This is a genomic window from Pseudomonas sp. 2(2015), assembly GCF_000955865.1.
GTDB lineage: Bacteria > Pseudomonadota > Gammaproteobacteria > Pseudomonadales > Pseudomonadaceae > Aquipseudomonas.
This window is the reverse complement of record NZ_JYOF01000025.1, coordinates 27,435-52,508: the sequence shown is the minus strand read 5'-3', so window position 1 is coordinate 52,508 and position 25,074 is coordinate 27,435. Positions and strand designations below refer to the sequence as shown.

General features: G+C 62.9%; 12 protein-coding genes. 8 read left to right on the top strand and 4 right to left on the bottom strand.

Features of this window, described 5'->3' with window-relative positions; all coding sequences use genetic code 11:
- Nucleotides 1-37 precede the first annotated feature (37 nt).
- The 3 genes from UB48_RS25850 to UB48_RS25840 all read right to left on the bottom strand — a co-directional run bounded on the left by UB48_RS25850 (nt 38) and on the right by UB48_RS25840 (nt 8,144).
- A complete protein-coding gene (locus UB48_RS25850; RefSeq protein WP_177329193.1) occupies nt 38-5,797 on the bottom strand; it encodes an NEL-type E3 ubiquitin ligase domain-containing protein in 5,760 nt (1,919 codons plus the stop codon).
- Nucleotides 5,798-6,153: 356 nt separating this feature from the next.
- Nucleotides 6,154-6,981 carry a phosphonoacetaldehyde hydrolase gene (gene phnX, locus UB48_RS25845; RefSeq protein WP_045202100.1) on the bottom strand — a complete coding sequence of 276 codons (828 nt, stop codon included), beginning with the start codon at nt 6,979-6,981 and terminating at the stop codon, nt 6,154-6,156.
- Between the two features lie 56 nt (nt 6,982-7,037).
- The gene (locus tag UB48_RS25840) at nt 7,038-8,144 is read right to left on the bottom strand and encodes a 2-aminoethylphosphonate--pyruvate transaminase (RefSeq protein WP_045202098.1); all 1,107 of its coding nucleotides are present in this window, start codon (nt 8,142-8,144) and stop codon (nt 7,038-7,040) included.
- A 112-nt stretch (nt 8,145-8,256) separates the two neighbouring features.
- Here UB48_RS25840 and UB48_RS25835 point away from each other — a divergent pair, with 112 nt between their 5' ends.
- From UB48_RS25835 to UB48_RS25800, 8 genes are all read left to right on the top strand, one after another.
- Nucleotides 8,257-9,120, top strand: a complete 864-nt coding sequence (locus tag UB48_RS25835) for a LysR substrate-binding domain-containing protein (protein ID WP_045202095.1) — start codon at nt 8,257-8,259, stop codon at nt 9,118-9,120.
- A 73-nt stretch (nt 9,121-9,193) separates the two neighbouring features.
- A complete protein-coding gene (locus tag UB48_RS25830) occupies nt 9,194-10,231 on the top strand; it encodes an AraC family transcriptional regulator (RefSeq protein ID WP_045202212.1) in 1,038 nt (345 codons plus the stop codon).
- A 44-nt stretch (nt 10,232-10,275) separates the two neighbouring features.
- Nucleotides 10,276-14,652, top strand: coding sequence for an NEL-type E3 ubiquitin ligase domain-containing protein (locus UB48_RS25825; protein ID WP_156160252.1), 4,377 nt, complete (start codon nt 10,276-10,278; stop codon nt 14,650-14,652).
- A 133-nt stretch (nt 14,653-14,785) separates the two neighbouring features.
- On the top strand, nt 14,786-16,438 hold the full coding sequence (locus tag UB48_RS25820) for an AMP-binding protein (protein ID WP_045202091.1): 1,653 nt from the start codon (nt 14,786-14,788) through the stop codon (nt 16,436-16,438).
- A gap of 12 nt (nt 16,439-16,450) precedes the next feature.
- Nucleotides 16,451-17,218 carry an SDR family NAD(P)-dependent oxidoreductase gene (locus UB48_RS25815; protein WP_045202089.1) on the top strand — a complete coding sequence of 256 codons (768 nt, stop codon included), beginning with the start codon at nt 16,451-16,453 and terminating at the stop codon, nt 17,216-17,218.
- An 18-nt stretch (nt 17,219-17,236) separates the two neighbouring features.
- Nucleotides 17,237-18,430, top strand: a complete 1,194-nt coding sequence (locus UB48_RS25810; protein ID WP_045202087.1) for an acetyl-CoA C-acyltransferase — start codon at nt 17,237-17,239, stop codon at nt 18,428-18,430.
- Between the two features lie 8 nt (nt 18,431-18,438).
- Nucleotides 18,439-19,566: an acyl-CoA dehydrogenase gene (locus UB48_RS25805; RefSeq protein WP_045202085.1), complete on the top strand. Its 1,128-nt coding sequence runs from the start codon at nt 18,439-18,441 to the stop codon at nt 19,564-19,566.
- Between the two features lie 14 nt (nt 19,567-19,580).
- On the top strand, nt 19,581-20,354 hold the full coding sequence (locus UB48_RS25800) for an enoyl-CoA hydratase (protein ID WP_010224326.1): 774 nt from the start codon (nt 19,581-19,583) through the stop codon (nt 20,352-20,354).
- Between the two features lie 41 nt (nt 20,355-20,395).
- Here UB48_RS25800 and UB48_RS25795 read toward each other — a convergent pair whose 3' ends face one another.
- On the bottom strand, nt 20,396-24,907 hold the full coding sequence (locus tag UB48_RS25795; RefSeq protein ID WP_045202084.1) for a hypothetical protein: 4,512 nt from the start codon (nt 24,905-24,907) through the stop codon (nt 20,396-20,398).
- Between the last annotated feature and the right edge of the window lie 167 nt (nt 24,908-25,074).

Sequence of the window (25,074 nt, the reverse complement as noted above, 5' to 3'; positions counted from 1 at the left end):
GCCACCTTGTTCAAGGCTGGCCGGTGCAAAGGCAGGTTCAGCGCTGCTGTTGCCCTGCCAGGTTGGTCAGCGCCTCAATCAGGTTGCTCTCATTGCGCTTGAACTGTTGCTCAAGCAAGGTGATACGAGCGGCAGTCTGGTCGGGGTTGTCATCCGGATACAGGTCGTACAGCTCCAGTACCTCGGCCTCGTAGGCAGACTTGAGCGCCATGAAACGATCGGCGTGGCTCTCGCGCAGGTAATCCACCCAGAAGTCCCGCCCCCTGGCGAAGTCGAGAAAGGCCTGGCCGCCTTCGCCCTGGCGCACCTGGCTCAACGCAGCATCCAGTTCTCCGGGGCGAATGTTGGCGGCCGTTCGGTACAGCATGTTGCTCGGCGGCACCGGCAGGTCCAGCTCACGGGCCCATTGCAGGCGATAGGCCAGGCGCACTTCGGCTTCGTCGCGGCTACCGGCCTGTTCGCGGGCAGCGTTGTCCAGCGCCTCCAGTCGGTACAGGCGGCGGGTGAGGGCGTACAGGGAACTGCCCCGCTGTTCGTCGGCAACGCCCTGCAGCGATTGGCGAATGAACACCTGGATTTCCATCTGGTTGAATGCCAGGCGTATGCCGTCAGGGCAGGTGTCGCGCTGCCTGATCTGCTGCAGGGGTTCGGCACCCATGCCGTTGAGGACCAGGCGCAGTTCTGCGTCATTGGCGGCTACCTCGAGCACGCCCCAAACCCGTTCGGTAAGGCCGCTGCGACTACCAGCATCGCGATAGTCGGCGCTGTGCTCCAGATGGCCGACAACCCCCAGCAGGTCGCTGGCGTCTGCGCCCTCTTCGATCTGTTGCCAGATACCTCGGCGTGTCGCTCTGCGGTCTTCTGCACCGCTTAGCCAGACATCCGCAGCGGATTCGGCTTCTTCAGGGGAAGAGGGGGAAGAGGGGGAAGACTCGCTTGAATAGTGTCGCGCACGCTCCAGGGCACGGATGTCGGGGGGCAAGTCCATATAGAAGTCGTAAGCGCGATTGTAGCCTTCGGACAGATGAGCGGTGCGCATGGTTTCATCGGTCAGCGGGTTGCCGGTCAGGGAAATTTCAGTGTGATGTTCTTCAGTGCGTGGGTTGGCGAGAATATGCTCGGGCAATTCGCGCAACTGGTTGCCAATCAGTGATAAGCGTTGCATGGGTCCCGGCAGCAGCGTGTCCAGCCATTGCGGCCAGGCTTGCAGGCCGACATTGTTGAGGCTCAACTGCTCGATGTTACGCAAGGTAGAGGCATCGGTAATCTCGCCGATAACATTTGCGTCAAGTTGCAGCTCCGTCAGCCCTGGCATGAGTTGCAGCGTTGCCAGTGTTGACTGATCGATACTCAGGCCCTGATCGATCAGGCTCAGGTGTTCCAGCATCCGCAATTGCGGCAAAGCCGTGTTCAATCTGCCCAGCGGGGTGACATGCCCTTCGATGTGCAAACTGTCCAGGTAAGGAAAGTCACTGAGAAACCGATGCAATTCACTGGCGTTGGTGCCCACGCGCAGAAGGTGCAGCCTGCGCAGGCGATGATAGAAAAACGCCGGCAATCGTCTGGGGAAGTCGTTCAAGGCAATTGCCTCGAGACGCAAGGTTCCAACGTGGCCATGGGTTGGTTCGTGGCTCCATAAGTCGTGGACCAAGCGGCCCAGGCGGCGCCTGGAGGCAATCTGTTCATCGTGTAGCGGTGCGCCTGAGTGGGACGCCTCGGCCCACTGCGCAAAGGCTTCATCTAGCGCGGCGCGTTCCTGGGTCATGACATCCAGGATGTCGCGAAGATTCTCTGCAATGGTCAGTTCAAAGCTGAAACGCCTGCCTTCACCTTCACTCAGGCGCATGCGGATGAGTGTGTCTCGCGACAGCTCATTGCCGAGTAACGAAATTCGGGTGTGATGACCGCTGCCGACGGGGTTTTCCAACACGCTGGCGGGTACCGTGTTGATTTGGTTGTCGGCCAGCGATATTTCAGCTATGCCGTTCATGTTGGCGCTGTTGAGCCACCGTGGCCATCCGTAAAGTCTGGTGCGGTTCAGCCCCAGGTACTCCAGGTTAAAGCCGCTGAGGTCGATGTCGGTAAAAGTACTGAAGGCGTTGCCGCTTAGGTCCAGGCGTTGAAGCTGACTGAAACCCTGAAAGAGGTCGATTTGGTCCTGGCCGATGTATAGCCGGGTATCGATCAGACTCAGTTCGCGCAGTTGTGGGTAATGTTCCAGTGCAGTCTGGCCGACAAAGTAATGGCCGGGTTGGCCACGACTCTGGCCATAGACCAATGACCTCACCTGGGGAAAGCGCTCGAAGAACCGGCCGAGGCCGTTACTCTCGTTGTTCGGGTTGATGAACGGATCGACCGGCGTTTCGTCATAGTTCGCGTTCAACAGTTCCAGGCCCTGCACGCGCTGCTCGATGAAGTCGGGCAATTGCGCTGGGAAGTCGATCAGGTAAACGTCTGCCAGTTGCAACGGGGTGGTGGCTTGACTCAGGTCGGGCAGGTTGTTGGCGCGCCAGTGACGCCACAACGCCTCGGCGATGCGTGTGCGGCTGTTCATGCGCGCGGCGCTCAAGGGCGGCATCGAACTGGCGGCATCCGTCCAGCTGGAAAGGTGATCGCGCAGCCTCTGTTGCTCTACAAGCAGTTGATCCAGGCGCTGGTCGATGTCGGCACGGCTCCACTGCGCGTCGTAGAACATCTGCAGGATCTGCTCGGGAAAGGCGTGCTCGAATTCAAGCAGACGGATCTTGTCCAGCAGCGTCTCTTCGAGGATGAAGCCCGGCAGCCTGCCGCGTCCGCTCAAGGCAAAACCAAGCCTGCCATCGGCCAGGCGCATGGGGGAGCGGGCGCCGGGCTTGAGCGCTTGCATCTTCAGCACGGCTCTCAAGCTGTGCCGGGCCAGTAGCGGTTGCGACCGTACTGCCTGTTTGAGCGCTGCGTGCTGGCTGACGTCGGCAAAGCCCAGGGCGCTGCGTTGGGCGTCCGGCAGCGCGTGCAGGACTGCGGCATAAAGGTTGTCACGGCCATGCAATTGGCGTCCGTCGGCATCGTAGCTTTGGTAGGTGGTGCCATCGCTGACCAGGACCTTGCGAATCGGCGCATCGCTGTTGCCGATGCTGTCGAGTAGCGCCCCCTGGATTGAACCCTCGCGTACCTCCAGGCGCACGTCGGTGGACCAGCCGTGCAGGGTGCTCAGGGTATGCAGCACCAGGCGCTCGCTGTCGGGACTGCTGCCAGCGTCCAGATACAGCCCTTCATACGCACGATTCAGACGCAGCTTATGCTGGTAGGCACGGGCTTCTTCGCCAATTCGTACGGGAATGCGCGCATTGACACGCAATTGTTCAAGTTCTGCCGGGCTGGCGTGGCGCAGCAGTTCCTCGATCACCACCGTGGGCAGGCTGCTGAAGGCTTGCTGGATCTGCAGCACCGGGCCAGCGTCGGTTTTTTGCAGTGCCTGGTAGCGTTCATTGAACAGTCGGGGTTTGTGTGTTTTTACCTCAGTCGCCAGTTGTTGCTGTAACTGGCGTTTCGCTGTGGTGAAGTTGGGCTCGCCTGAACCCAGCGGGTGTTGCAGCAGTCCTTCGAGCTCTGGTTTGCTCATTTGCCGCATCAGCGCTTCGAGGGCGTCACCACCACCGAGCCTTACCTGCAGGGGGCGGGACAGCGCATTGCCACTCTGGCTGTGATACTGCGCAAGCACCTTACCCTGCTCATCGAGCACGGTCAGCGCTCGACCGTTCGGCCAGCCTGGCGCCTCGGCCAGTAGTTGCAGTTGCAGGGCCGGTTCGGCGCGCTGATCGCCGGCCTCCAGTAACTGGGTGAAGCGGTCAAGCTCATATTCCAGATGGAAGCGGTGTAGCGTGTCGCTGAACAGGGCGGGCGGGCGCAGGCCTTCGCTCAATGTGTGACGCAGTTGTGCCTGATGGGTTTCGCTGACGCGCATGATGGTGCTGGCGACTTCGTCGGAGAACTCGGCGCCGGCATGTCCGAGCCGTCGGAACAGGCGGATGCCTTCCCACTCAAGCGGCTGGTCGGTGACCTGTAGCCAGGCGCCCGCCTGGTTATGGCGCAAGGGCGGCTCGTAGGCGCTCACGCGCCGCGGGTGTTCGAGCCGATACGGCATGTTGCCTGCAGGCGGCTTGACCGCGTAGGTGCGGCCTTCGAGCACCAGCCATTGTCGCCCTTGGTAGTCGTAGAGCCCGGAGGCATTGGGTTGCAACTCGGCGGGTAGCCTGATGTGTTGGGCGAATGGCTGCAGGTCGGGCTTCCACAGGCGCGTACTGCCATCGGCCAGTTGCACGCTCTGCATCTGCCTGACCAGCTCAGGGGCTTGTACCGCAGCGCCGCCCCCTGCCGCCGAGAGGCCTCCCAGGGCGGCAATCATTGCCAGGTTTTCGACCACATCCATCAGGTAGCCCCAGGCTTGCTGGCTCTCGCCCCTGGCCAGGCTCTCGATGCTTTCATAGACTTCGTTGCACAGTTGTACGGCGGTGACGGCCAGCATCACCTCGCCGAGCACCGGCACCACGAACGCGGCAATATTCAGCACGTTGAATGTGGTCTGGACAAAGTACAGCAGCTTGTCTTGCAGCGACTTGTGGTCCTCGGCGGCCGTGGGTACGCCGTGAAACAGCGCATCATCCTTGAGCTGGGCAATTTTTTGCTGGTTCAGCGCATTGAGCAGGTTGACGAAGAACGTGCCTTCGCGCAGGTGCAGGCTGGCGTTGCTGTCGAGTTTTTCTTCGTAATAGCCAGCGGCACTGTTCCAGACTTTGGGGTAGAAGGCCTGGCGCAGGCGAGCAAAAAGCTGAGCCCGGTGGCGTGCAGGAATGAATCGGGCAAAAAACTGCTGATAACCCGGCTTCAGAAGACTTTCGCGCAGGGACGCGAAAAAGTGCGCAAGCGAAGGGTATTCCCTGAGTGGGTCGTAAGGATCATCGGGAATGTAAACCACGACCTTTTCGCTGTGCTGGCTGGCACTGCGGTCTTTTCCGAAGACAACGATGGCGCTGAGTTCGACATCCCAGAGTTTGAGAAAGTTACGGGTTATCGTTACACCGTCCAGTGTTGCCGGTTTGTTTCGAGCGATATCCAGCAATACGCCATGCATCTGCGGGCTGATGGTTTTTCTCAACCGCGCAATGTGCGTGTGCAGGAGGAACGTCGATTGCTCGAGCTGTTTGAAGTCGGCGCGCACGTTGGCGCTGGCGGCGTCGGCAGCGTCACCCGTAGCGGACACCGGGTTGAGTACGCGCTGTATCAACTGTTGGTAGGTACCGCCCAGGTCAAGTTCGCGGCATAGGGCGGCAAACTGTTCAGGAACGATATTCAGCGACGACTCGTCGGGGTAGCGCCCGGGCCGGTTGAGTGCCGGGTCGGAGTAATAAATGCGCGAGGCGATCGATGTTCGCCCGCGATCGTCAGTCATGGCGCCCGGCACGGCTTCCCAGGCTTCGAAGTTCTGCAGGGCACAGGCCAGCAGCGACTGGGTGGCGGCTTTGATCGCGGCGCCAGCCTTGACCGCCGGATCCTGCGACAACGTCAGGAATGAGCCGTCGATGACCACGCGCCGGGCATGGAACAGATAACTGTTGCGCACATCGACATCCAGGCCGAATCGCTCCTGCAGCTTGGCTTTCAACAAGGGTTCGGCGTAGGTCTCGATGGCCGGGAGGGCGGCAAGTATCTCGTGGACCCGCTGCTCGTAGCGGCGATGGCGGATATACACCCTTTGCAGCTGTTCCAGTGTCTGCGCATCGGTATGCCGTGCATCAGCCAGCCAGGGCAATGTTCGCACGTCTACCTTGCGCAGCGCAGCATGAGTGGCGGCGGGGGCGCTGATAAGCCAAGCGGGTAGCTTGCTTGAGATGGGTGTGAGATCGGTTGGTCGGGTGGGGGAACTGAGGTCAACAGACATGAATTAAAACCTTCTTCCTTGAGGTGTAGGCATTGAGCGTACGGTGTAAAGCTCAAGGGAAAAAGTTTGAATGTTGGTTGGGAAAGTCGGTGAAAAGATCGTGATTTTGCGGCAATAACGACTATATCTAACACCTTCTGTCATTTGCCCGGGGCGGCACGAACAAACAGGCAGGTCAAGTTGGGTAACTTGTCCTGCCTGTTCAGATTGCTGGGTCAATCAGCTGTGCAACGTGCTTACACGGCTTGCGGCATTTCCCCACGAGCCAGGCGCTTGTTGATATCAGCGATCACCTCTGGCAGTTCGTTGATGGTGTCGATCAGGTAGTGCGGGCGCGAGCCTGCGAACAACGCATGAATGCGCTTGCGCTCGCTGTCGAGGGTGTCCGAGGCCAGGGCGCGGTAGCCTTCGTAGGTCAGGCCCAGGGCGTTGCCCGAGCACACCAGCGCTACCGTCCACATGCCGGCGCGCCGGCCTTCGAGGATGCCTGGCACGGTGTCGTCGACCTTGACGCAGGCGGCGACATCATCGATGCCCAGGGCAATCACGTTGGCCAGGGCCTGGGCCGGCCAGGGGCGGCCATTCGGGGTTTCGTCGGTGGCCACCACGTGATCGGCGACGTAGCCGTTCTGCGCGGCCAGTGCCACCACCTTGTCCATCACCACTTTCGGATAGCCCGAGCACGAGCCGATCTTCAGACCGTCTTGGCGCAGCCCGGTGAGGGTGTCGAGGGCGCCGGGGATCAGCGCCGAGTGCACGGCGATCTTCTCGATCTGCAGTGGCATGAAGCGCTCATAGATGGCGGTGACGTCCGCGTCGGTCGGCGTGCGGCCGAACACCTTGCGGTAGCGCTCGGCGATCAGCGGCTGGTCACACAGGGTGCGGATATGGTCCCACTTGCCCATGCCCATCGGCCCGCGGGCTTCCTCGATAGACACTTCGACGTCGAACTCGGCGAACGCCTCGACAAAGATCTGGGTTGGGGCAAAGGAGCCAAAATCGACCACGGTGCCGGCCCAGTCGAGGATCGCGGCTTGCAATTGCGTCGGGTTGTTGTAGTTCATGTTCAGGGTTCCTTGAGCGGGTGGTTGCGCTGATCGGGTAAAAAGGCTTCGGGGTATCAGATGTCCAGCACTTCCATTTCCCGCAGCACCTGAGCCACGGCATCGACCGCGGCCTGCATGCCGTCCGGGCCGACGCAGCCGATGCAGCCGACGCGGAAGGTTTCGACCTGGGTCAACTTGCCCGGGTAGAGGATGAAACCCTTGGCCTTGACCCGCTCGTAGAAGTCCTTGAACTGGTAGCGCGGATCGTTCGGGGCATGGAAGGTGACGATGATCGGCGCCTGAATCTCGGCGGGCAGGAAGCTGCGCAGGCCAATGGCGGCCATGCCGTCGAGCAGGGTCTTGCAGTTGCTGGCATAGCGCTGGTGGCGGGCGGGCAGGCCGCCTTGTTCGTTGTACTGCAGCAAGGCCTCGTGCAGCGCCGCCACCACATGGGTTGGCGGGGTGAAGCGCCACTGGCCGGTCTTGGCCATGTAGGCGTGCTGGTCATGCAGGTCCATGGCCAGCGACGGCGAGTTGCCTTCGGCGGCGGCCAGCGACTGTTTGTTGGCAAAGACGAAGCCCATGCCAGGCACGCCTTCCAGGCATTTACCGGAGGCGGCGATGAGGGCATCGAACGGCACCTGGCGGGCATCGATCGGCAAGGCGCCGAACGAGCTCATGGCATCGATGATCAGGCGTTTGCCGTGGCCGGCGATAACCGCGGCAATCTCGGCCAGCGGGTTGAGAATGCCGGTGCTGGTTTCGCAGTGAATCAGTGCCACGTGGGTAATGCTGCTGTCGGCGCTCAGCAGACGGTCGACGTCAGCGGCAGTGGTCGGCTGGTCTTCGGCGGTTTCGAAGGTGCTGCAGGCGCGGCCCAGCACCTTGCAGATTTTTGCCAGGCGCTGGCCGTAGGCGCCGTTGATCAGTACCAGGACCTTGCCGTCGCGGGGCACCAGGGTGCCGATGGCCGCTTCCACGGCAAAGGTGCCGCTGCCTTGCAGGGGCACGCAATGGTGGCTGTCGGCACCGTTGACGATGGCCAGCAGTTGCTCGCAGAGGCTGGCGGTGAGCTGGTTGAAGTCGCGGTCCCATGAACCCCAGTCGACCATCATCGCTTGGCGGGTACGGGCCGAGGTGCTCAGGGGGCCAGGGGTCAGCAGGATAGGGGCGTTACTCATTCCGGTAGTCCTCGCAAGCGGTGGGCTGAATCTACGGGGCCTACGTTGCAATTCCGTGCCTTATCAATCAAATTGTTTGTTGTTATGCCAGCCATAAGTCAGGCCGATAGATATGAACCTGTTCCAGCTCCGCGCCTTCGATGCCGTGGCCCGTGAGGGCAGTTTTACCCGCGCCGCCGCCCGTCTGTTCATCAGCCAGCCGGCGGTGACCGGGCATGTCAAGGCGCTTGAGGAGCACTACCAGATCACCTTGCTGCGCCGCACGGCGCGACGTGTCGAGCTGACCGAGGAGGGCATTCGCCTGGCGGCGATCACCCGCGCGATGTTTGGCCTTGCCGAAGAAGCCCAGGCGATGCTCGAGGCCAACCGCCAGTTGCTCACCGGGCGCCTGGAAGTGGCCGCCGACGGCCCGCACCGGGTCATGCCGATGCTCGCGCAGCTGCGCGCGCGGTATCCGGGGATCACCGTCAACCTGCGTCTGGGCAACGCCCAGGAAACCCTGGCGGCGCTGCTCAGCGAGCATGCCGATGTCGCGGTGATGACCGAGGTCGAGTCGCGCAAGGGCCTGCACCTGCAAAGCCTGGGCGATTCACGGATCTGCGCCTTGCTGCCGGCCGGGCATGCCTGGGCGGCCAGCGCCGAGGAATTGCCCCTTGGCGAGCTGGACCGGCAGATCATGGTACTGCGCGAACCCAGTTCGATTACCCGCCGCACCTTCGATCAGGCCTGCCGCGATGCCCAGGTGCAGCCGCGCGTGCTGCTGGAGCTCGACAGCCGCGAGGCGGTGACTGAAGCGGTAGCGGCCGAGCTGGGCATCGGTATCGTTTCGTCGCTGGAGATCAGCCATGACCCGCGGGTGGTGGCGCGGCCCATCGGCGCAGCGGGGCTGATCAACCAGCACATGATCGGCTGCCTGGAGCGACGCCGCGAACTGCGCCTGATCCAGGCGTTTCTCAGCCTGGCGGCAGCGGTATGAGGCGGGGCTGGTTTTTTCCCGGCGGGCCCCTAAGATGGCGGGCAAACACTACAGGCAAGGCGAACGACTGCTGATGGCGGAGAAAGACACCATCTCCATGCAACTGGTGCGCGAGGCGCTGCTGCAAAGCTGCGCCCCCGGCGCCGCGAGCCAGGCCCTGCTCAGTCGTGTGGGGATCGACCCTGAACAGTTGCAGCAGGCCGATGCGCGGGTGCCCGCCGGGGCCTACGCGCAGCTCTGGCGGCTGCTGGCTCGTCGTTGCCACGATGAGTTCTTCTGCATGGACCCGCGTGGCCTGCGCACGGGCAGCCTGGCCTTTGTGTGCCGCTCGTCCATGGCCCAGCCGACGTTGGGCGCCGGGCTTGAAAGCGCCCTGGCGTTTCTCGGGCTGATGCTCGAGCACCTGCAGCCGGCGCTGGTGCGCCAGCAAAGCCTGGCGGAGATCGTCATCGGCGAGCCCCGGGATGAGCCGCGCCGGGCCTTCACCTACTTCACCTTCTGGATGATTGTGCATGGCGTCGCCTGCTGGCTGGCCGGGCGGCGCATCCCGATCCTGGCCATTGAGCTGCGGTGCGCCGAGCCGCCGTTTTGCGACGATTACCGGGTGATGTTCTCGGAGAACCTGCAGTTTGACCGGCCACGCACGCGGATGATCTTTGCCGCCGATTGCCTGGACCTGCCGCTCAAGCGCACGCCTGAAGAGTTGCAGCGCTTTCTGGCCGAGGCGCCGGCCAATATTCTGGTCAAGTACCGCGATCCGTCGAGCCTGGCGCGGCGGATCAAGGAATCGCTGCGCCAGCTTCCCGCCGGTGATTGGCCGGAAACCGAGGCCCAGGCCCAGCAACTGTGCATATCGGCCTCGACCCTGCGTCGACGCCTGGCTGAGGAGGGCGCCACCTACCAGGGCCTCAAGGACAGTGTACGCAAGGAGCTGGCAATCGCCTGGCTGGCCCAGGAGCAGATAAGCTTCGCCGAAATCGCCGAGCGCCTGGGGTTTGCTGACAGCAGCTCGTTCTACAAGGCCTTTCGCAAGTGGTATGGCTGCAATCCGGGCCATTATCGGGCATTGATCGGCCAGGGTGAAACGCCTCTCGCTGCCAGTGATGGTTAAGCGTTTCTAGGCTGGAGGATTGCCATTCCCCCAGGACCTTGAACGTGCCTAACCCTGCCGCCCGATCCCCAGCCACACCGGCTGCGATCACCCAGCCCGGGGTGACCGATGAATTCATCGGTCATATCCTGCCTGACTGGCTTAGAACCGCCTCCGTCGAGCAGATCAATGATTTGCGCGATGATTTCGCAAGGCTTCGGCACAGCCAGCAAGCCGTCCACGCAACCCTGGATGAACTCCAGGCGATTGATGCTTTCGCCCAGCCGTTGCTGGCAGACGCACTGCACGACAAGCTCAACTACCAGGGCAATCTCGATAGCGACCAGTGGCGTGAAGTACTGCGCGACTTCAAGCCTAGCCAGGGTATCGGGCTGCCTAGTGATGATACGATTCTGCTCACCCAGCCCTTGATGCAACGCCTGCTGCAAGGTTTTGGCGCTCGCCAGACAGCCGCCAGCAGCTACTATGCCGGGACAGCGATCGTCACTGCGGGCGAACTCGAGACAGTTTTGCTCGATGCGCCCGAAAAAGTGGCCAGCGTCTGCCGTGAGTTGGATGTGGGCAGGCGTTTCCAGCAGCATCTGGAGGATGTCTTCGCGCCGGCTGAGCAGGACCTGGCCGAGGAAAAGCGCCTGGCCCTGCAAGTGGCTGCGCGCCTCGCTCATTTGCGCGGGCAGATCGATGCGCTGGCCTACCAGATGCTCGAGCAAGTCGTCTCGGGCGCATCCCAGGTCAGCCATGGCGGGTTGGAAGTACGTATTTATCAACTGAGTGCGCTGAACTGCCAGGTCAGTGGCGCGGTGGTATTCGAAGTGCGCGGCGAACCGCCGCAAGGGGCTTTGCGCTGGACCGAGGCCAGCCTGATTCGCGGGTTGTTGGTGTATTTGCCGACCGATCGGCAGCAGCCTTTGCGCAGTTACCGCTCCTGGTTTGCCTTCAACGTGGCACTGGCTGAGTCGCTCAAGGGGTCCGAGTCGTATCGCGCCTACTTCAGTGCGCTGATCGGTTTGCAGCAACGTGCCGGTTTTGCCCTGTTGCTGGCAACCAGAATCACCGACTCAAGCGTTGACCTGGACCTGGCGGGCACGCTCCTGCGTGGTGATCTGTTCACCGGTCTCTGTCAATTGCAACTGGCACGGATCAAAGCCGATGCCCGGGTACTGGCGGTGCCGACCGCCGATGTCGACAGTGCGGCGACCCGAGCGTGGCGTTCTGATCTGGCTGCGGCCGGTTGGACGGCACTCAACCTGGTCGGCCTGTTCGTTCCCGCTGTGGGTGGGTTGTTGCTCGGGCATCTTGCACTGCAGACCTTGAGCGAGGTGTTCGAAGGGGCCGAAGACTGGCTGCGCGGGCATCGCGGCGAAGCACTCGAGCATCTGCTCGGTGTTGCCCAGACTGTGGCGGTGACGGTAGCGCTGGGGGCGGGTATCCATAGTGTCGGCAGAGCGTTCAAGCGCAGCGATTTTGTCCAGTCACTGTTACCGGTCACCCTCGAAAGCAATCAGCCGCGCTTATGGCGCCGGGATCTGCGCCTTTACCAGCTGGGGCGCATTCCCGCCGGCTCGCGCTTGACCGATAGCGGCCTGCACCTGGCCGACGGGCGCAGTTACCTGCCGCTACGCGGGGCGGTCTACGAAGTCCGTCGGGTACCGCAGCAAGGTCCGTGGCGCCTGGTTCATCAGCAACGTGCCGGCGCGTACGGGCCGGTCGTCGAGTTCAACGGCGAACGCGCCTGGCGCTTGCGTGATGAGTGGCCGCTGGCCTGGCAGGGCCAGTCGCATCTGCTCGAACGCCTGTGGCCCGCTGCCGGGCTGATGAGCGTGAGCGAGGTGAGTGCGCTGTTGCAGGTGGCGGCTATCGATGAAGATGAGCTGCGCGGGTTACTGGTGGAAAACCGCCGGATGCCGATAGGCCTGCGCGACACCCTTGAGCGCTTCGCCCAGCACCAGCACGGCGTGTCGCTTTCTACACGGTACTTGCCTGACGACCCGCTGCTGGCAACGCTCCAGCGGGACTTCCCCACCTTACCCGACGCCTATGGCCTGGCCTTGCTTGCACAGGCCAGCGATGAAGCGCGCGCACTGCTGGCAGCCGAGGCGCGCGTACCCCTGGGGCTGGCGGAACAAGCGCGGATGCTGGCTCGGGTGGCGCAGCTGACTCGCGCCCGTGAAGGTCTATATCTTGGCTACGGCGGTTCGCTGGACAGCGCTCACCTGGTGTTCTATGCACTCCGGCGTTTGCCGGGGTGGCCGCAAGAGGTGAACCTGGCGTTGCATGACCGCTTTCCCTACAGCCGTTTGCTCGACCGGCTGAAGCCCGAAGACAGCCCTGGGCTGCTCAGGGTCATCGTCCACCAGCAAGGCGTTTACCAGCTCTACGGCGATCAGCCAGATGGCGCTGAGGACGTCGAACTGAGCGGGGGATTGCTACAGGTGATTGCCGCTTCGTTGAATGATGCCCAGCGTGAAGGCCTGGGATGGCAAGGGCCGCATGCGCTTGGGCAAATGCGCGCGGACCTGATTGCCCAGCTGCCGGTCGCTGCCAGCGAACTGGAAGGGGTTCTGGGCCTGGTGCCGATCCGGCGCTGGTTCAACCCGGGACATCGCCTGGCAGATGGCCGCGTAGGGTATCTGCTGAGTGGCCGAGGGGCTGCGCAGGCGATGGCGCAAAGCATCAACAACCGCTTGTGTGCCTTGTTTCCCGGCCTTGATGCCGAGCAGCGCGAAGCCTTTATCGCCCGTCTGCGCGAAAGTGGCTCTTCAGTGCTGCTGGCGTTGCAGCGGCTCGAGCAGGAGTATCAGGTGCTCGATCAGACGCTGAGCACCTGGGAGGCCGTAGCGCCTGCGCAAGCCAGTGGTAGCGCTACGGTGTTGTTGTCGCCACGTAATCGCGTGGCCGAAGCGCTGCGCCACTGCTGGCGTCGTCAAAGCGAGCCGATCATTGACGCGAACGGGATTCTCCAGGGTTATCGCCTGAGCATTGTTGGCCGGCATATCCCGACCTTTCCCAATCTGCCGGGCGAGATCAGCTTTGCTCATGTGGTCGATGTGGTCATGGTCGGCATGCGTATGCGCAGGCTGCCTGCGTCGTTTTTCCGGGCGTTTTCGAACACTCGCTGGCTGAACCTGAGCAACAACTTTTTTGACCAGTTGCCGTCCGGACTTGAGCACATGTCGGCGTTGCGCACCCTCAGGCTGGAACATAACCACATCGCCCTGCAGGCCATGGATGTCGATGCACTGGCCCGGTTGAACCAACTGCGCATGCTGGTGCTGGACAACAACCCGCTGCGGCGCAACCTCAACCTGCGGCCCTTGCACCGTTTGCGCGAACTGAGCTTGCGCAACACCGGCATGCAAGCCTTGCCGCGCGGGTTGCTCAGCCGACCGTTCCTGGAGCAGGCCGACTTGCGCAACAATCTGATCGCCACCTTGCCCGAGCGCTTTTTCCATACCCCTGGGGTGATCCGTGACGCCATTTACTTGCAGGGCAATCCCCTGGCACAGGCGACCTGGCAACGCCTGGCCGAGCTCGATGGCATGCAGTTGCCAGAAGAGGATGAGCACGAGTTGCCGGTCGATGCTCGTGCGTTTTGGCTGGCCACCCTGGATGAGCGGGTGTACGAAGTGCGTGCAGGGCAATGGGATGATCTCGCACGGTCAGAGGACAGCGCAGGTTTTCTGCGTCTGCTCGGCGAGCTGACCGGCACTGCAGACTACCGGATGAACCGCGAGGACCTGAGCCGGCGGGTCTGGGCCCTTGTCGAAGAGGCGGTAGACAGCCAGACACTGCGTTCGACTCTGTTCAAGCTGGCCTCGGCACCGAGGACCTGCGTCGACAGCGTTTCGGATTGCTTCAGTAACCTCGAAGTGGGTTACTTCTTGTGGCAAGCCGAGCAGCAGCCTGGCTCGGAGAACCAGGCCAGCCGCTTGCTTGGGGTGGCCAGGCGCTTGTTTCGCCTTGAGCGTGTCGAGCAGGTTGCCCGGGAGGATATCCATGCGCGTCAGGCCAGCGGCCTGGGCGTCGACGAGGTGGAGGTCAGCCTGGCCTATCGGGTTGGTCTGGCCGAGCCCCTGGACCTGCCCGGCCAGCCACGTTACATGCAGTTTGGCGGGGTGGCGGGGGTAACCTCGCGTCAGCTCGACGACGCGGCCAGGACAGTACGCACAGCTGAAGCCGGAGATGAACTGCTGGACTTCATCGCTTCCCGGGATTTTTGGGTCAATTACCTGCGTGACACTTATCCGCAATCGTTCGCGGAGGTTGAAGAGCCCTTCGTCGATCGGCTGCAGGAACTGACCGACATGGCGGGGGACGACGACGCTGCTGTGGATGTGCTGGCGGTCGAGCGCGCCGAGAAGGTACAGGCCTTGATTGTGGCGTTGACCAAGCCCTTGCTTGTCACAAAAGCCGAGAGTTAGTGGTCGCGTCAGGGCCAGCGGCCAAACCAGTCATCCACTTTGACAGCTTTGGCCATTGTCCCGCGCCAGCTCTGGCGCGACTATCTTCAGACCAATCGTTTTATTCCAACAATAACAAACGAGGAGTCTGGCGATGCGTGATTACCGCGCCGCGGCGCAAGGGTTCGACTACCTGCACACCGCTGCGGCTGCCCTGCAGGGCAACCTTGAGGCACTCAATGCCTGCGTCGAGTGCTGCGACCGGCATGTCGGCGGCAATCGTATTGCCCTGAACTGGGAAGGCCGCGACGGCAGCAGCGCGCGCTACAGCTTCGAGCAACTGCAACATTCTGCCGCGCGCCTGGCCAATGTGCTCAGGGCCCAGGGTGTGGGCGTCGGCGACCGGGTTGCCGGGTTGATGCCGCGTACGGCCGAGCTGCTGATCACGGTACTGGCCACCTGGCGCCTGGGGGCGGTGTATCAGCCGCTGTTTACCGCATTCGGGCCCAAGGCCATCGAGCACCGGCTGGAGCAGTCCGCAGCCAAGGTAGTCGTCACTGAACCGCATAATCGCAGCAAGCTCGACGACGTGCATAGCTGCCCGACGGTCATCTGCGTGGGCGCTGCGCCAGGCTCCGGCGATATCGACTTTCACAGCGCACTGGCGCTGGCCAGTGATCACTGCGAGCCGGTGCTGCTGGGGGCCGAGGCACCGTTCCTGCTGATGTTCACCTCCGGCACCACCGGCCCGGCCAAGCCGCTGGAAGTGCCGCTGCGGGCCATCGTCGCCTTCCAGGGCTACATGCGCGATGCCATCGACCTGCGCCCTGAAGACAGCTTCTGGAACCTCGCCGATCCGGGCTGGGCCTACGGGCTTTATTACGCCGTGACCGGTCCGCTTGCCCTGGGCCATGCCACCACGTTTTTCGATGGGCCGTTCAGCGTCGAGAGCACCTGCCGGGTCATCAACAAGTACGCCATCAGCAACCTGGCCGGCTCGCCGACGGCCTACCGCCTGCTGATCGCCGCTGGTAGCGAGTTCAGCGCGCCGATCAAGGGCCGCCTGCGGGTGCTCAGCAGCGCCGGCGAGCCACTTAACCCGCAGGTGATCCGCTGGTTTGCCGACGAGCTGGGCGTGACCATTCACGACCATTACGGGCAGACCGAACTGGGCATGGTCCTGTGCAACCACCATGGGCTGCAGCACCCGGTGCACCTGGGCTCTGCCGGCTTCGCCATCCCCGGTCACCGCATCGTCGTGCTCGATGAACAACACAACGAACTGCCGCCGGGGCAGCCGGGCATTCTCGCTGTCGACCGCGAGCAGTCGCCGCTGTGCTGGTTTGCCGGCTACCAGGGTTTGCCGACCAAGGCGTTCGTCGGCAAGTACTACCTGAGCGGCGACACCGTCGAGCTCAACGACGACGGCAGCATCAGCTTTGTCGGCCGCAGCGATGACGTGATCACCACCTCCGGCTACCGGGTCGGCCCGTTCGATGTCGAGAGCGCGCTGATCGAACACCCGGCGGTGATCGAAGCCGCGGTGGTGGGCAAGCCGGACCCGGAGCGGACCGAGCTGATCAAGGCATTCGTGGTGCTGGCCAAAGGCCAAGAGCCGAGCGAAGCACTGGCCGAGGCCCTCAAGCAGCACGTGCGTCAGCGCCTGTATGCCCACGCCTACCCACGGGAAATCGAATTTGTCAGCGAGCTGCCCAAGACGCCGAGCGGCAAGCTGCAACGTTTCATCCTGCGCAACCAGGAAATAGCCAAACAACAGGCCGCGCTGGCGTCGACCGCCAGCGCCTGAGGAACCAACATCATGCAGATTGCCAATAACAACTTCATCGTCAGCGGCGCCGCTTCCGGGCTAGGCGCTGCCACCGCGCAGATGCTCATCGAGGCCGGTGCCCAGGTCATGCTGGTTGACCTCAATGCCGAAGCGGTCGCCGCCAAAGCCCGCGAGCTGGGCTCCAGGGCGCACTTCGCGGTGGCCGACATCAGCCAGGAAGCCGCCGCCCAGGCCGCGATCGATGCGGCGGTTGCCGCCTTCGGCAAAATCCACGGGCTGATCAACTGCGCCGGTATCGTCGGCGCCGAGAAGGTCCTGGGCAAGAACGGCCCGCATGGCCTGGAAAGCTTCAGCCGGGTGATCAACGTCAACCTGATCGGCAGCTTCAACCTGCTGCGCCTGGCCGCTGCGGCCATGGCCGAAGGCGAGGCGGGCGCTGACGGTGAACGCGGGGTGATCATCAACACCGCCTCGATTGCCGCCTATGACGGCCAGATCGGCCAGGCCGCCTATGCCGCCTCCAAGGGCGCGATTGCCAGCCTGACCTTGCCGGCGGCCCGTGAGCTGGCGCGCTTCGGCATCCGCGTGATGACCATCGCCCCGGGCATTTTCGAAACCCCGATGATGGCCGGTATGACCCAGGAAGTGCGCGACTCGCTGGCCGCCGGCGTGCCGTTCCCGCCACGCCTGGGGCGCCCGCAGGAGTACGCCGCGCTGGCCCGCCACATCATTGAAAACAGCATGCTCAACGGTGAGGTGATCCGTCTCGACGGCGCCTTGCGCATGGCCGCCAAGTAATTTCAGGAGCACTCAAACATGACCCTCGCCAATGATCCGATCGTAATCGTCAGCGCCGTGCGCACGCCCATGGGCGGCCTGCAGGGCGAGCTGAAAAGCCTCACCGCACCGCAACTGGGCGCTGCCGCCATTCGCGCCGCCGTCGAGCGCGCAGGTGTTGCCCCCGACAGCGTCGAACAAGTGCTGTTCGGCTGCGTGCTGCCGGCAGGCCTGGGCCAGGCCCCGGCGCGCCAGGCGGCGTTGGGCGCCGGCCTGAACAAGGGCACCACCTGCACCACCCTCAACAAGATGTGCGGCTCGGGCATGCAGGCGGCGATCATGGCCCACGACCTGCTGCTGGCCGGCAGCGCCGAGGTGGTGGTGGCCGGCGGCATGGAGAGCATGTCCAACGCCCCTTACCTGCTGGACAAAGCCCGCAGCGGTTATCGCATGGGCCATGGCAAGATCATCGACCACATGTTCTTCGACGGTCTGGAAGACGCCTACGACAAGGGCCGGCTGATGGGCACCTTTGCCGAGGACTGCGCCGAAAGCAATGGCTTTACCCGCCAGCAGCAGGACGATTTCGCCATCGCCTCGCTGACCCGTGCCCAGCAAGCGATCAAGGACGGCAGCTTCGCCAGCGAGATCGTCCCGGTCGAAGTGACCGAGGGCAAGACCCAGCGCCTGGTCAGCGACGACGAGCAGCCGCCCAAGGCCCGTCTGGACAAGATCCCACAGCTCAAGCCGGCCTTTCGCGAAGGCGGCACGGTGACTGCGGCCAACTCCAGCTCCATCTCCGATGGCGCGGCGGCGCTGGTGCTGATGCGCCGCTCCCAGGCCGAGAAGCAAGGCTTGAAACCGCTGGCGGTGATCCATGGCCACGCGGCGTTCGCCGACACCCCGGCGCTGTTCCCCAGCGCCCCGATCGGCGCTATCGACAAACTGATCAAACGCACCGGCTGGAACCTGGCTGAGGTCGATCTGTTCGAAATCAACGAAGCCTTTGCCGTGGTCACCCTGGCGGCGATGAAGCACCTGGACCTGCCCCACGACAAGGTCAACGTGCATGGCGGCGCCTGCGCCCTGGGCCACCCGATCGGCGCTTCCGGCGCGCGCATCCTGGTCACCTTGCTGGCGGCCCTGCGCCAGAAAGGCCTGCATCGCGGCATTGCCGCCATCTGCATCGGCGGCGGTGAAGCCACGGCCATGGCCGTCGAGTGTCTGTACTGAGGTGCACCATGCTAATCAATGACGAACAACAGCAAATCAGCGACGCGGTGCGTCAGTTCGCCCAGGAGCGCCTGCGCCCGTTTGCCGAGCAGTGGGACCGCGAGCACCGCTTCCCCAAAGAAGCCATCCAGGAGATGGCCGAACTGGGCCTGTTCGGCATGCTGGTGCCGGAACAGTGGGGCGGCAGCGATACCGGCTACGTGGCCTACGCCATGGCCCTGGAAGAAATTGCCGCAGGCGATGGCGCCTGCTCGACGATCATGAGCGTGCACAACTCGGTGGGTTGCGTGCCGATTCTCAAGTTCGGCAGCGAGCAGCAGAAGCAGCAGTTCCTCACCCCGCTGGCCAGCGGCGCCATGCTTGGCGCCTTCGCCCTGACCGAGCCGCAAGCCGGCTCCGATGCCAGCAGCCTGAAGACTCGCGCCCGCCGCGATGGCGATCACTACGTGCTCAACGGCTGCAAGCAGTTCATCACCTCCGGGCAGAACGCCGGGGTGGTGATAGTGTTTGCGGTAACCGACCCCGAGGCCGGCAAGCGCGGCATCAGTGCCTTCATCGTGCCCACCGACTCGCCGGGTTACCAGGTGGCACGGGTTGAGGACAAACTCGGCCAGCACGCCTCCGACACCTGCCAGATCGTCTTTGAAAATCTGCGCGTGCCGGTGGCCAACCGCCTCGGCGAGGAGGGCGAAGGCTACAAGATCGCCCTGGCCAACCTTGAAGGCGGGCGTATCGGCATTGCTTCGCAGTCGGTGGGCATGGCCCGCGCCGCTTTCGAAGTGGCCCGTGACTATGCGCGCGAGCGCGAAAGCTTCGGCAAGCCATTGATCGAACACCAGGCCGTGGCTTTTCGTCTGGCTGACATGGCCACCCGCGTTGCCGTGGCCCGGCAGATGGTGCTGCATGCCGCGGCGCTGCGCGATGCCGGGCGTCCGGCGCTGGTCGAAGCGTCGATGGCCAAGCTTTTCGCCTCGGAAATGGCCGAAAAGGTCTGTTCGGATGCCTTGCAGACCCTTGGCGGTTATGGCTATCTGAGCGACTTTCCGCTGGAGCGCATCTACCGCGATGTGCGGGTCTGCCAGATCTACGAAGGCACCAGCGATATTCAGCGCATGGTCATTGCGCGCAATCTTTGAAGGGAGCAGCTTGCATGTCATTTGAAACCATTCTGTTGGACATCCACGGTAAGGTCGGCCTGATCACCCTCAACCGACCGCAGGCGCTCAATGCCCTGAACGCGCAGATCGTCGGCGAGATCAACCAGGCCCTGGACCAGCTCGAAGCCGACCCGAACATCGGTTGCGTGGTGCTGACAGGCTCCGCCAAGGCCTTCGCCGCTGGCGCCGACATCAAGGAAATGGCCGACCTGCGCTACCCGCAGATCTACGTCGATGACCTGTTCAGCGACGCAGACCGCATTGCCAACCGGCGCAAGCCGATCATTGCCGCGGTGTCGGGTTTTGCCCTGGGCGGCGGCTGCGAGCTGGCGATGATGTGCGACTTCATCCTCGCCGCCGACAACGCCAAGTTCGGCCAGCCGGAAATCAATCTCGGTGTGCTGCCGGGCATGGGCGGTACCCAGCGCCTGACCCGCGCCGTGGGCAAGGCCAAGGCCATGGAACTGTGCCTGAGCGGGCGTCTGATGGGCGCCGAGGAAGCCGAGCGTGCCGGACTGGTGGCGCGTGTGGTGCCGCAAGCCGAGCTGCTGGAAGAAGCGCTGAAGGTGGCGGCGACCATCGCCAGCAAGTCGATCCCGATGACCATGATGGTCAAGGAAAGCGTTAACCGCGCGTTCGAGGTCAACCTGGCCGAGGGCGTGCGCTTCGAGCGCCGGGTATTCCATGCAGCCTTCGCCACCGAAGACCAGAAGGAAGGCATGGCGGCGTTCATCGCCAAACGTGAGGCGCAGTTCAAGGATCGCTGAGATTGATCGGGCGCTGTTGCCAGCGCCCGTTTTTTACTGCATCACTCCTTGAAGAACCATTGCCGGGCCGCCGCCAGGCTTATCGGCCCGCGGTGCACCAGCTTGTTGCTTTCGACGAACTGCCCGCGGTCATAGCGCTGACTGGCAAGCTTCAGGTGTGCGGCCTTGAAGTCGTCGATTGCGGTGTTTTCGGCCGCGTAGTGAAAGTGCGCATACCACAAGGGGTTGTTGGCGTGCAGCACCACGTATTCATCCAGGTAATCCTGAGCCCAGTCCCGGGTGCTGGCCAGCGGCTTGCGCCTGACCAGGCGCTTGAGTTTCACCTGGCCCTTGCCCAGCAGGTACTCCAGTTCGCGCATGCTCGGCGCTTGCGCCAGGGCCGCCTCTGTCCTCAGTTGCGCGCCGGTCTGCAACAGTTCATTGGCGACGTCATCCAGCAACTTGATCTGCAAGGCAGCATCGGTGTTGTCGGCGGCCTGATCGGTCTGGTTGCTTTGGGTCAGGGCGCGTTCGATGGCTTGACGCTGAGCGAGCAGTGACCGTTGTCGGCGTTCGGCGATCTCCTCAATCTCGACCGGCAGGTAGGTGCTTTTACCCTGGCGCTTGAGGCGCTGGATGTCTTGCCTGGCGAGTGCCGCAAGGCGCATGCCTTCCCTCAGCAAAGCGCTCAGCTCGGCGTCTGCGACCTGTGGCAGTAGCGCTTGTTCGACAGCCAAGGGCTCCCAGCTACCTGTCTGCGGGTCTTCTCGGTAGGACGCGCGGACGCTGTCATCCTGCGGGTTGTGAATGTCGACGATACCTTCACTGTTGCGCCGCTGTTGCCCCAGCAGCACGCCTTCATCGCGGGTTTCGATCAGCCCCGGCACTTGCCGGTGCAATTGACGCAGGCTGCTGCGCTCAAGCAGTGGCTGCGGGTATTCGGCAAGGTCGGCGCGGGTTTCCTTGAGCATCAGTGCCATGTCGGTTTCGAGCCTGGACACCAGGCTGTTGGCGGCTTGCTGCCCGGGCAGCAAACGCTTCAGGTTACCCAGCTGGCGCAGCGCGGTATCGAAGTGGCGCTGGATGTTGTCCAGCACCCGGGCATGAACTTCTATCTCCTCGCGGCTCAGTGCCAGCAAGTTCATGCGTTGCAGCATGCCCTGCTCGATATTGCGCCAACTGTGCTCGAGCCAGTAATCGCTTTCGCTGGAGTCTTCGTCTGTCTCCACCAGCCGCAAGCGATTACTCAGCACTTCGCTGCGCAGGGTGTACCAATACAGCCGCGATGCGGGGCGGATGGCTGGTTCGTCGAGGCTCAGTTCCATCACCTGGATTGTGGGTTGGCGAATGCTGGACAGCTTGTGCAGGTGCTCGCGGGTAGCGGCCAGGGTTTGGTGATGGTCGATCAACTTGCCGATCAAGGGATCAACCTGGTCGAGCAGGCTGGTTTGCAATGAATGTTCGTGCGTACCTGCATCAGGCAAGGCGCCTTCGGCGTCTTTCACCGTCTGGACAAAGCGCTGGCGCAACGGTTTGTACAGTTTGCCCAGGGTCGCAATCACGGACAGTTCGCAACGCGCCCGTTCAAACAGGGCTTTTGCCCGCAGGGTTTTGTATTGATTGAGCGGGCGCTTTTCATTGCGCTCGTGCAGTGTCCGCAGGTGTTGTTCAAAGTCCTGTGACAGCGCTTCCATCTTGTCCAGGTAGCCTTGCAGGATGCGCGGGTCAGTGTCGTCGCTGATCTGCCGGGCAAAATTGTGCAGCCGCTGTTGGCTGGCCAGGGCGGCGCTTTGCTGGGTGCGTAATGTCTCATCCAGGGTGTCGATCGCCTGCTGCAGGTCGGCAGACGTGAGGCGATTGCGCAGCGGCTGGCCACCGCGCAGGCGCAAACGCAGATCGAGCGTCCAGTGCCGGGCTTCGTCTCTTCTCAGCCATGGTCCGCTAACGATGCGAGGCTGCTTGACGCCGGCATCGTATTGCACGGGGTAGGCGTGAGTACCCTGGGCGAAGTACAGTTGCTCGTTGTGCAGGTAAAGGCCCTGCAGTGCGCCAGTGGCAATGGGGCTACCGAGCATGGAGGGTGCCAGCGGGCTGGCCAGGCGCTCAAGCTGGAGTTTTTGTTGCGTCGTCAGCTGGTGGTCGGGACGTGCCCAACTGAAGTTCAGTTCGGCCTGTGGCGCCGGCAGTACCTGGGTGCTGGGAACGCTGACCGGCTCTGGCCCATCGCCAGGCTGCGCCGGCGTCTCGGGTTTGATGCCCAGGCGGCGGGTGGCGTGCACGAAAAGGACCATGGCGATGTTGACCAGCAAGTCGGCGAACGCTTGGCGATGCTTGCCGGGGCTGGCCTTTTCATCGCTCTCGAGCAGGCGCTTGGCACTGTCGATGACCTGGATCATCCAGGCAACCTTGGCGACGCCACCCTCGAACAAGGGCAGTAAGGTGTTGAACATCAACCATCCCAGTTGCTTCCAGGCGTCCCAGCGCGACTGTGCGCTGCTGGTCGAGTGGCGCCTGGCCCGTTCGACCAGCTCCCGGGCGCTGGCCTGGTAGATCAGCTGGTGTACTGCGCCTTTGGCCAGGGCCATATCCAGACGGGCAGGTGCCGGTGTCTGCAGCCGTTCGAACTCGGCGCCGGGAACAAAGCGGTGGATATGCGGTTCACGCAGGCCGCCATTGGCATAGATCGGGCGCGTATGTTCGGGCAGGCGCTCGAGCAGGTCATCCTGCAATGGGCCGCTGCTGGCGAAGGCATCGAACAGAGCAATCCGGTCGTGAAACTCCAGCAACGGTTCGCTATGCAATGGCCGATAAAGCACGCAGGGGCCCTGCCTGACGTCACTCGTTTCGATCAGCCAGGCATTGAGCAATGTATCGCCCTTAGCACCGGTTGAGCGCAACAGGGCCAGCGGGCGCAGCACCCAAATGCCCGGCTCTGCCAGGCCAAACAGCGCATCCACCGCCTGGCACGCGGCCAGGCTCAGACGCTTGTCACGCAGATGCAGCTCCAGCGCCAGCAGCGGTAGCTGGGTTTTTAGCTGTGTGCAGAACAGCGTTTGCCTGGTTTGAAACTGCGCAGGTTCATCCAGAAGCTGCTGTTGCAAGGTCTGCGGATACATCGCACCCATATCCAGTTCACGTACCAGGGATCGAACATAGTGCTCGTTCATCCACTCCGGCAGTTGGGCACCGTTGACCAGGTGCACGCGCACGGTGCCTGCTGCCAACACGCCGAGGTTGTCGATGGCCAGCTGTGCAAGGGAAAAGCTGACGACCTTGATGGCGCCATCGGTGATCAGGCTGCCCTGCCCGGGGATGGCGCTGGCGATGACCTGGCGATTGCTGATCAACACGTCCTCGGCGTTAAAGCCTGCGCCGGGGTGATCCTGCGCGATCCTCGCGTCCAGCGCCTTGCAGGCGAATGTCTCGGCGGTATCGATTTCATCACGCCAGGTTTTGCCGCCGGCCTCTTTGTTGGCTTGGGCCTGATTGATCAACAAGGTGCTGTAGCGAATAGCCAGTTCACTGTCGAGCAGCCAGGCCGGCAACAGGAGCGCGATCTTGCTCTGGCGTTCCAGTTCCTCGGCCGTACACAGGTCCAGCATCGAGGTGGAGCGATCAAGGGTGGCATTGAGTGCTTGCGCTTGCTCATGGGTTCTTGAAGCCAGGGCGATGATTTCGATCAAGCGCAATTGTTGCTTGAGAAATCCGCCTGCCTGAACTTCGAACGCCGAGGTGCTTGTCGGGGTGAATTGCGTGGGTGGCGCTGCGCCAAGCAACGATCGTGGCCAGCTTCTGGCGAGCATGTCGAGCAAGCCCTGGGGGGACTCGAAGGGCGCCAGCGCACCCACCAGGGTAAACAGGATCGTCACTTGAGGCTTTGGTGGGTCGGGGAAATCCTCGATCAGTAAAGCGCTGGACAGGTCGGCATCAATGACCTGGGCCGAGGTCAGGTCGACTGTCAGTTGCTGGACGCTGTAGCCCTGCAGGTTGGCGTAGCTGCTGCGTTGTTGCGCAGTTGGAAACGCGGTAACGACCCCGGCGCTCGCCGCTTGGTCGGCGCTCAGCGTGCCGGCGCTCAGGGCTATCTCGATAGCGTCTTTCATCAGCCTTTGCAGGTAGCCGGCATACCAGCCCCAGGGTGTTTCACCGCGCTCGTCACTCTGGCTCCAGAATTCGACCAGCGCCTGCAGGAAGGCTTCAAGGATCAACGGGCCACACTCGTTGATCAGCAGCTCAAGGGCGTGCAGGTCGACATCGAGCAGTGCGTCGTGGCCTTGTTGAGGATAGCGGCTCAGACAATCTTCGTTGCTGTCCAGGTTCAAGGTACTGCCCAGGCAATAGCGCTCGATCAGCACTTGCGGCAACTGGCGGATATGCACCTGCGCGCCGTGCTGGCTGATCAGATAAAGCGTCAGCGGGTTGTGCTGCAGTGACAGCCCCCGCTGGTCCCAATGCTCAAGCAGGAGCTGCCCGGCGACTTCGAGCAGGGCGGGGCGCTTGACGAAACGCTTGGCTACCGCGCAGCTCAAGGTGGCCTGTTCGGCGATGGACTGATGGGGGGACGAGGCGGTCATCTGGCGAGGCTTCCAAAAAAAGGGAGGCTCCATATGACGTGCGCACACGCATGAGCGGGCGGTATTCGGGTAGCACCCAGGCGTTACTACCAATTGACGAGACGGTACCTGCCAAGGGCCGATTCGCGCCTGCCGTGCGCCTGCTTACCATCGAGCCAGCTGCCTGT

Excerpts from the sequence above, each read along its gene's own strand:
- UB48_RS25800 (WP_010224326.1), top strand. The coding sequence starts at position 19,581 with ATGTCATTTGAAACCATTCTGTTGGACATCCACGGTAAGGTCGGCCTG.
- UB48_RS25815 (WP_045202089.1), top strand. The coding sequence starts at position 16,451 with ATGCAGATTGCCAATAACAACTTCATCGTCAGCGGCGCCGCTTCCGGG.
- UB48_RS25820 (WP_045202091.1), top strand. The coding sequence starts at position 14,786 with ATGCGTGATTACCGCGCCGCGGCGCAAGGGTTCGACTACCTGCACACC.
- UB48_RS25805 (WP_045202085.1), top strand. The coding sequence starts at position 18,439 with ATGCTAATCAATGACGAACAACAGCAAATCAGCGACGCGGTGCGTCAG.
- UB48_RS25810 (WP_045202087.1), top strand. The coding sequence starts at position 17,237 with ATGACCCTCGCCAATGATCCGATCGTAATCGTCAGCGCCGTGCGCACG.
- phnX (WP_045202100.1), bottom strand. The coding sequence starts at position 6,981 with ATGAACTACAACAACCCGACGCAATTGCAAGCCGCGATCCTCGACTGG.
- UB48_RS25835 (WP_045202095.1), top strand. The coding sequence starts at position 8,257 with ATGAACCTGTTCCAGCTCCGCGCCTTCGATGCCGTGGCCCGTGAGGGC.
- UB48_RS25840 (WP_045202098.1), bottom strand. The coding sequence starts at position 8,144 with ATGAGTAACGCCCCTATCCTGCTGACCCCTGGCCCCCTGAGCACCTCG.
- UB48_RS25830 (WP_045202212.1), top strand. The coding sequence starts at position 9,194 with ATGGCGGAGAAAGACACCATCTCCATGCAACTGGTGCGCGAGGCGCTG.
- UB48_RS25795 (WP_045202084.1), bottom strand. The coding sequence starts at position 24,907 with ATGACCGCCTCGTCCCCCCATCAGTCCATCGCCGAACAGGCCACCTTG.